This window comes from Marisediminitalea oceani, from assembly GCF_003731635.1.
Lineage (GTDB): Bacteria > Pseudomonadota > Gammaproteobacteria > Enterobacterales > Alteromonadaceae > Alteromonas > Alteromonas oceani.
Genome location: NZ_RCUA01000016.1, coordinates 1 through 6,108, shown reverse-complemented (window position 1 = coordinate 6,108; position 6,108 = coordinate 1). Strand labels below are relative to the sequence as shown.

Genomic DNA, 6,108 nt, shown 5'->3' with positions numbered 1-6,108 from the left:
GTGTTGCGCCCTCTGGACATAGAATAACTATGCCGCAGAGAACGCGTCGTGATCTAAGCCGTTTTATCTCACTCTGAGAGGGTAAACTACTATGCGGATTGGTATAAAGGTCGTGTTTGGCCTTCTCATCATTTCGGCTGGTGTGTACTACCAGTCCTGGTGGGGCGCGGTTGGCGCCATTATTCTGATTACCGGCATTATTAAATTTTGTCCGTTATACCTACCTTTCGGTATCTCTTCCTGTAAAAAAGACTAATCCGTTAATTTTCTGAGTTATTTTATGACGATACAGAGTACTGTGTTGTGGCTTGGGGTATCTGTACGAAAAATAAAATTACCTGAAAAACAGGCAAAAAAAACCCGCTTCAGAGAAGCGGGGTGAGAACAACAAGTGTTGAAGGAAAAAATCCAGGGAACTCATGTCTAACAGGCAATAAATAGAGAACTCATTCATCTGTCGACTTGATGAGGCGTATTATAGAGATAATTTATTTGCCGACAATTGAGAATATTTTAGTTTTGAGATTAGAAAAACTAATCTGTAAATAAAATGTTAATTATGTCAGGTTTTCTCCATAAGCTAGTAATATTAAGCTTTTGCGGCAGATCGCTGGTAGCTAATGCAATTCATCTTGCGATACATTTATTTGGTCGTAGTTCTCGGGCGCTATAGACAGCCAACTGCCTTTTACCTACCATGTGCAGCATCTTAAATAACAGGGATTTGACGGTGCACACACTCAGTATACGGGTCTATTACGAGGACACCGACGCCGGTGGCATAGTGTATTACGCCAATTATTTAAAGTTTGCGGAGCGCGCCAGAACCGAGTGGCTCAGAGATTTAGGCTTCGAACAAGACGAATTGCTGGAACAAAACATTGCCTTTGTCGTCAAACACGTTGAAATGCACAATAATGCGCCTGCTCGCTTCAATCAAATGTTGAGTATTCACTCGCACATTGTAGAATTGAAGGGCGCTAGCATGACATTTAAACAAGATATTATAAATGCACAGGATCAGAAGCATCTGGTTACCGTGCAAGCAAAAATCGCCTGTGTGGATTTGGCCAATATGCGGCCACGTCGGATACCAGAGGCAATGTTAGGGGAATTTTCGCGTGTCATCTGATTTAACCTTTATTGGCTTGTTTTTACAGGCAAGCTTTGTAGTACAGCTGGTTATGTTATTGCTAATCAGTGTTTCCATTGCCTCCTGGGCGTTCATTTTTCAGCGTCAGAAAGCGCTTAACGGTGCACGCAGTGAAATGAAGAACTTTGAAGATGAGTTCTGGTCGGGTGCCGATCTTAACCGCTTATACCAACAACTCTCCAGCGAAGAGCAGGTGAGTGGTATGGGCCATATCTTCTGTGCTGGTTTTAAAGAGTTTGTGCGCCTGCGCAAAAGCAATACCAACGCTAATGTGGTTGTCGACGGTACCTACCGGGCGATGCGCGTAGCGTTATCCCGCGAAGTGGACAACCTTGAAAGCCGTCTGTCTTTCCTTGCCACCGCCGGCTCTATCAGCCCCTATATCGGCTTATTTGGTACAGTTTGGGGTATCATGAATGCTTTTATTGCTCTCGGCGAAGTTCAACAGGCGACGTTATCCATGGTTGCGCCGGGGATTGCTGAAGCACTGATTGCCACCGCGATAGGCTTATTTGCCGCGATCCCGGCGGTGATTGCCTATAACCGCTTTAGCCACCAGGTCGAGAAACTGGAAAACAGTTACGTCAACTTTATGGAAGAGTTTTCAGCCATCCTGCAGCGTCAGGCCCATGCGTCGCAGCAAAGCGCATAACATCCTAAGTTAACAGGAGAGTCCCGCTATGTATGTGCGTAAACGCCGTCGTCCGGTTTCTGAAATAAACGTGGTGCCTTACATCGACGTGATGCTGGTGCTGCTGATTATCTTTATGGTTACCGCCCCCCTGATCTCCCAGGGCGTTAAAGTGGATTTACCCAAAGCCAGCGCCCAGCCTATTGAGCAGGAAGATAAGCCACCCATTATTGCGTCGGTGGATATTAAGGGCGACTACTACCTTAATCTGGGCGATAACCAGGAGCAGGCCGTTGATGAAGAAGAAATGGCGGCGCTGGTGCAGGCCCAGTTAAAACAAAGTCCCGACACGCCGGTAGTGGTAAAAGGGGATGGCCAGGTTGCCTATAACGAAGTGATTCAACTTATGGTACTGCTGCAAAAAGCGGGTGTGCCTTCGGTCGGTCTGATGACCGATCCGGTTGAAAAGTAAAACAGGCGCAGATTGTGAATCAAGCGGATAAATCGGCCTTAGTTAAATCACTGGGTTTGCACCTGCTCCTTGTGATAGTGTTGCTAATAAGCGTCAGTTTGTCATCGTCACCGGTAATGCCAGTGGCCAACAGTACGCCTGCGCCGGTGATTAAAGCCACCTTTATAGACGCGCAGGCTATTTATGATCAGCAGCGTGCTCAGGCCCAGGCGGAAGCTCAGGCCCGGGCCGAAGAACAGCGTAAACGACAGGCAGCTGAAGAGCGAAAGCGTCAGGAAGCCGCTGCCCGCAAAGCCCGCGAGAAAAAAGCCCGGGAAGCGGCAGAAGCAAAACGCCAGTCAGAATTGCGCCGTTTAGCCGAACAAAAGGCGCGCGAACGTAAAGAGCGGGAAGCCGCAGAGAAAGCCGAAGCGGCGCGTAAAGCCAAAGAAGCAAAAGAACGCGCCGAGATGGAAAGAATTATGCAAGAGCAGCTGGCGAAAGAGCAGGCGGCTATGCAACAACAACGTCGCCAGCAGGTGCTGTCGGAAGTTGAGCGTTATCAAATAATGATTCAACAAACCATCATGCGCTATCTGAATGCGGACTTTAAAGGTAAGAGCTGCCGTCTGAAATTAAAACTGGCAACTACCGGTTTTGTTTCCCAGGTCAGCATAGTCGACGGCGATGCCGCATTGTGCAGGGCTGCCGAGAGTGCGGTCAGACGTGCTGAAACACTGCCTATGTCGGAAGACCCGGCGGTTTACGAAGAACTTAAAGACATTGATTTGAAGGTGGAGTTGTAATGCCTATGAGAAAACTGGGTTTATGGATTACCCTGGCCTATTTTAGCGTGGTTGGTCAGTTACATGCTGCGCTGGAAATTGTAATCACTGAAGGCGTGGACAGTGCCCGGCCTATTGCGGTGGTGCCTTTTAAATGGGAAGGCGAGGGCATATTACCCGGTGATCTGACCGACGTGGTAATGAACGATTTACGCCGCAGTGGTAAGTTTAACCCGGTAGCGCGTTCAGCCATGCCAGAATACCCGTCTACCGATGGCGAAGTTAACTACGGTGCATGGGCAGCCCAGGGCATTGATACTGTGGTAGTCGGCAGCGTTAAGCCACAAGGCGTTGACCGCTATCTGGTGAGTTTTGAGATCATTGATGTTCTGCGCGGGCAAATAACCGGTGGTCAGTCGAAAGTACTTAATAAAGACGGCGGTCTGGTTAACAGTAAAGACCATATTATTGATGAGCGAGCGGTAGTTATTGGCGGTGATGATTTCAGACAATACTCCCATCGTATCAGCGATGTAATCTATGAAAAACTGACCGGCGTTAAAGGAGCGTTTTTAACTCGTATTGCATACGTGATTGTGCGCGACCGCACCAAGGAAAAACTCCCTTATCAGCTGGTAATCGCGGATTACGATGGCTTTAACGAAACCCGATTGCTGTCGTCGCCAGAGCCATTAATGTCACCATCATGGTCTCCGGACGGCGAGAAACTTGCTTACGTGAGTTTTGAAAATAAACGCCCACAAATTTTTGTGCAGAATATTTATACCATGGAGCGTGAGCGCATCACGAACTTCCCGGGTATTAACGGCAGCCCGGTGTTTTCGCCGGACGGCAAACAGATGGCCATGGTACTGTCGAAAGATGGGAATCCGGAAATCTATGTAATGGATTTAGCCAGTAAAAATTTACGCAGAATTACCCGAAATCGGGCAATTGATACCGAGCCAGCCTGGGCTCCCGATGGCAAGAGTCTGATATTTAGCTCTGAACGGGGTGGTAAACCACAGATTTATCGCGTAAATTTAGATACTGGCACAGTTAGGCGTTTAACCTTTGAAGGTGAACAGAACTTAGGAGCCACTTTTACACCCGACGGCCAGGAGGTCGTTTTGGTGAACAGGACCCGCGGCGACTACCACATTGCCAGACAAGATGTGGATAGTGGTGCGATTCAGGTACTGACGAGAACATATTTAGATGAATCTCCCAGTATCGCTCCGAATGGAAGCATGATAATTTATAGTACATTATACGGGGATACTCAGGTATTGTCGTTGGTGTCACTGGACGGGCGCTTTAAAGCGAGATTACCGGTGGCTGACGGGCAGGTTAAATCGCCGAGCTGGTCACCTTATTTGTTTTAACAGATTTGATAGAATCACAACTATATAAGTATAAGGATTAAGAGGATGCAAATGAATAAAGTAATGAAGAGCTTCATCATCGCCCTGCCAGTGGTGACTATGATGGCATGTTCATCAGGTCCTAGCGAAGAGGAACTGGCTGCAGAGCGTAACCGCATCGCGCAACAACAAGCAGCTGAAGAGCAAGCCGCTCAGGAAGCAGAAGAAGCGCGCGTTAAAGCTGAAGCAGTAAAACGTCAGCAAATGGCTGAAGAAATGGTTAAACAAGAGCTGCAGGCTCTGCAAAATGAACAGACTGTTTATTTTGATTTCGACCGTTCAAATATCAAATCTGATTTCTTCCCGGTACTGGATAAGCATGCCGAGTTCCTGATTAAGAATCCAGGTACTAAAGTGGTGATTGAAGGTCATACTGATAGCCGTGGTACGCCTGAGTACAACATCGCCCTGGGCGAGCGTCGTGCTAAGTCTGTACAAACTTACCTGCTTAACGCTGGTGTTAGCTCAAGCCAGATTTCAGTAGTGTCTTATGGTGAAGAGAAGCCGGAAGTGATGGGTTCTTCTGAGTACGCATTTGCTCAGAACCGTCGTGGTGTAATTGTTTACCAATAAGATGAGCAATCCCAACAAATCCTATAAGAAAGCCATTGCACCTGTTGCAATGGCTTTGTTGTGTCTGCCGTTAGGTGCGTTAGCGCAGTCAACAGGCGCGCCTGTTTACAACGTTAATGACAACGACATCGAGTCACGGTTAACCGTGTTAGAACGAAAGGTCGATAACCGTTCGCAAATGCAACATCGCCTGCAACAGCAGATCGACAACATGCAAAACGAGTTGGACGAGCTACGCGGAGCCGTTGAGGTACATACCAATCAACTGCAGAAAGTGCTCGACCGACAACGCGAATTGTATCTGGAAATCGATAAGCGAGTAGAGGCGTTAAAACAGTCAGGATTTAGTGGTGGGGCAGGCAACGGCGGTGCGGCCGCAACCGGCACTCAGCCAACGGTGACGCCGTCATCAACGCCAGCTTCAACGGCAACCGCTGCGGCAGGGATGTCGGAGTCTGATGCTTACGAAAAAGCCGTAAATCTGATCCTTAAGTCCCGTGAGTACGATAAAGCGATCCCTGAGTTTCAGGCCTTTATTGAACGCTTCCCGGACAGCAGTTATGCGCCTAATGCCCATTACTGGCTTGGACAGCTGCTGTTTAATAAGCAACAGTGGCAGGATGCCGCCGCGCAATTTGAAGTGGTGGCGACTAAGTTTGCGGATTCAGCTAAGCGTCCTGATGCATTACTTAAACTCGGTGTAATTGCCGAGAAAGTGGGTAATCAGGCTCGGGCTAAAGCGTTATTCGAAGAAGTGATTAACACTTATCCGGACTCGTCGGCTCGAAAATTAGCCGAGGCCAGACTATAATTTTCTGACGCGGTATCAATGTTTAAAAAAGGAGCCAGCGGCTCCTTTTTTATTTTGTTGAGGAACATTCAGTTCGATTACCATCCGAATTGATTTGTTTTTAAGCGGTTAAACGGTTTTTGCCATAAAAGTGCAAATAAATCGTTTTTTAAGGTTGCACCGCCGCCGGAAATGAGTAATATATGCGCCCGTCGCCAAGACAAGGTGACGCGATAAATCGAAGGGTCGTTAGCTCAGTTGGTAGAGCAGTTGACTTTTAATCAATTGGTCGCTGGTTCGA

General features: G+C 47.8%; 8 protein-coding genes. All 8 read left to right on the top strand.

The window, feature by feature from the left end; all coding sequences use genetic code 11:
- Positions 1-91: 91 nt before the first annotated feature.
- The 8 genes from D9T21_RS05855 (at position 92) to ybgF (ending at position 5,828) form a co-directional block, all read left to right on the top strand.
- On the top strand, positions 92-256 hold the full coding sequence (locus D9T21_RS05855) for a YgaP family membrane protein (RefSeq protein WP_123324144.1): 165 nt from the start codon (positions 92-94) through the stop codon (positions 254-256).
- A 441-nt stretch (positions 257-697) separates the two neighbouring features.
- The gene (gene ybgC, locus D9T21_RS05850) at positions 698-1,132 is read left to right on the top strand and encodes a tol-pal system-associated acyl-CoA thioesterase (protein ID WP_164464586.1); all 435 of its coding nucleotides are present in this window, start codon (positions 698-700) and stop codon (positions 1,130-1,132) included.
- Positions 1,122-1,805, top strand: a complete 684-nt coding sequence (gene tolQ / locus D9T21_RS05845) for a protein TolQ (RefSeq protein ID WP_123324142.1) — start codon at positions 1,122-1,124, stop codon at positions 1,803-1,805. The genes ybgC and tolQ overlap by 11 nt, the downstream gene beginning before the upstream one ends.
- Positions 1,806-1,833: 28 nt before the next feature.
- Positions 1,834-2,256 (top strand): protein TolR, encoded by a 423-nt coding sequence (tolR, locus tag D9T21_RS05840; RefSeq protein WP_105936048.1) that lies wholly within the window; start codon positions 1,834-1,836, stop codon positions 2,254-2,256.
- 14 nt (positions 2,257-2,270) lie between these two features.
- A complete protein-coding gene (tolA, locus tag D9T21_RS05835) occupies positions 2,271-3,041 on the top strand; it encodes a cell envelope integrity protein TolA (RefSeq protein ID WP_241155638.1) in 771 nt (256 codons plus the stop codon).
- 5 nt (positions 3,042-3,046) lie between these two features.
- Positions 3,047-4,405, top strand: coding sequence for a Tol-Pal system beta propeller repeat protein TolB (gene tolB, locus D9T21_RS05830; protein WP_123324180.1), 1,359 nt, complete (start codon positions 3,047-3,049; stop codon positions 4,403-4,405).
- Between the two features lie 45 nt (positions 4,406-4,450).
- Complete coding sequence (gene pal, locus D9T21_RS05825; RefSeq protein ID WP_105936047.1) at positions 4,451-5,017, top strand: peptidoglycan-associated lipoprotein Pal; 567 nt, start codon at positions 4,451-4,453, stop codon at positions 5,015-5,017.
- A 1-nt stretch (position 5,018) separates the two neighbouring features.
- Entirely contained in the window at positions 5,019-5,828 is an 810-nt protein-coding gene (ybgF, locus tag D9T21_RS05820) for a tol-pal system protein YbgF (protein WP_241155637.1), read from the top strand.
- Positions 5,829-6,108 lie beyond the last annotated feature (280 nt).

Excerpts from the sequence above, each read along its gene's own strand:
- D9T21_RS05855 (WP_123324144.1), top strand. The coding sequence starts at position 92 with ATGCGGATTGGTATAAAGGTCGTGTTTGGCCTTCTCATCATTTCGGCT.
- ybgC (WP_164464586.1), top strand. The coding sequence starts at position 698 with ATGTGCAGCATCTTAAATAACAGGGATTTGACGGTGCACACACTCAGT.
- tolR (WP_105936048.1), top strand. The coding sequence starts at position 1,834 with ATGTATGTGCGTAAACGCCGTCGTCCGGTTTCTGAAATAAACGTGGTG.
- tolB (WP_123324180.1), top strand. The coding sequence starts at position 3,047 with ATGAGAAAACTGGGTTTATGGATTACCCTGGCCTATTTTAGCGTGGTT.
- pal (WP_105936047.1), top strand. The coding sequence starts at position 4,451 with ATGCAAATGAATAAAGTAATGAAGAGCTTCATCATCGCCCTGCCAGTG.
- ybgF (WP_241155637.1), top strand. The coding sequence starts at position 5,019 with ATGAGCAATCCCAACAAATCCTATAAGAAAGCCATTGCACCTGTTGCA.